The 1179-nt window shown below is 55.6% G+C and carries 1 protein-coding gene; it reads right to left on the minus strand.

Going from position 1 to position 1179, the window contains the following annotated elements; translation table 11 throughout:
* Positions 1–285 precede the first annotated feature (285 nt).
* Positions 286–1179, minus strand: an 894-nt coding sequence (locus tag AC629_RS44440; protein WP_084810837.1) for a transporter substrate-binding protein, incomplete at its 5' end; no start/stop codon positions are given.

Below are 1179 nucleotides of genomic sequence, written 5' to 3' on the forward strand. Positions count from 1 at the left end.
TCATCCTACGCCATCATGCGGAGGGCATGCCCCTACCGCGGAGAGAACCATGAACCCGGCAAGGATGTGTTTGGAGAGTCTTGACCGCAGGCCCGGAATTAGAGAACAGCCAGGGTCATTCGCGACGAACCCCACCGATCATGACCGACATCCGGTGTCCGCTTCGTCCCGCTTGCGACCGAAACGGCGTGGCACCGCAATATGTCGCAAAGGGCCATTGCAGACATCTAAAGTCTTCAGCGCGTGATCGGAATGCCCGGACATCGGTCCGAAACGAAGAGACCGTCACCAATCTTTGAACGTTGGCTCGATGCATCCACCGCAGACCCAAGGAAACGTCCAATCCGCGGTGCGTTTGGCACTGTCCGGGACGTACTTGCTCCAGGCATCCGCCCTGACCGGATTGATTGATTGCCAAATGACATCAAAGGTCCCGGAAGAGTTTACTCTTCCTATCATCACTGGCTTGGAAAGATGATGATTGGTGTTCATCGCGACTTCGAAGCCGCTCGGCGCCTTTATTCTTTGGCTGTACATGGCCTGCCGGACGGCATTCACGTCGGTGGTCCCCGCCTGAACAACGGCCTGCGCCCACATCCTGAAGCCAATGAAGGTGGCTTCCATCGGGTCATTCGTGATTTTGTCTCGTTGCTGGTTGAAGTCAGCCCACATTCTCATGAATGCTTTGTTTTCTGCTGAGTTGATCGACTGGAAGTAGTTCCGGGCGGCTAGGTGCCCGACGGGGAAAATGTCCGCGCCGAGTAATTCGCGCTCGCTGACGGACAAAGACATAACTGGAATTGCGTTGGCGTCTACCTGTTGGTCTGCGAGTTCCCTGTAGAAGTACGTATTTGCATCTCCGCTAACGGTTGATATCACCGCCGTCTTTTTTCCCTGCGAACCGAAGGCTTTGATCCTCTCGACGATCCCTCGCCATTCGGAATAGCCGAACGGCGTATAAATCGTCGTAATGTCGTCTGGCAATACGCCCTGCGCGGCGAGAAACGCGCTCAAGATTTGGTTCGTCGTGTGTGGAAAAACGGCGTCGGTCCCCAGCAGAACCCATCTGCGAACTTCGCCTCCGTCCTTGCTCATCAGATATCGAACGGCCGGAACTGCCTGCTGATTCGGCGCTGCTCCCGTGTAGAAAATGTTGCGCGAGCTTTCTTCTCCCTCGTA

Source organism: Bradyrhizobium sp. NAS80.1, assembly GCF_001908205.1.
Taxonomy (GTDB): Bacteria; Pseudomonadota; Alphaproteobacteria; order Rhizobiales; family Xanthobacteraceae; genus Bradyrhizobium.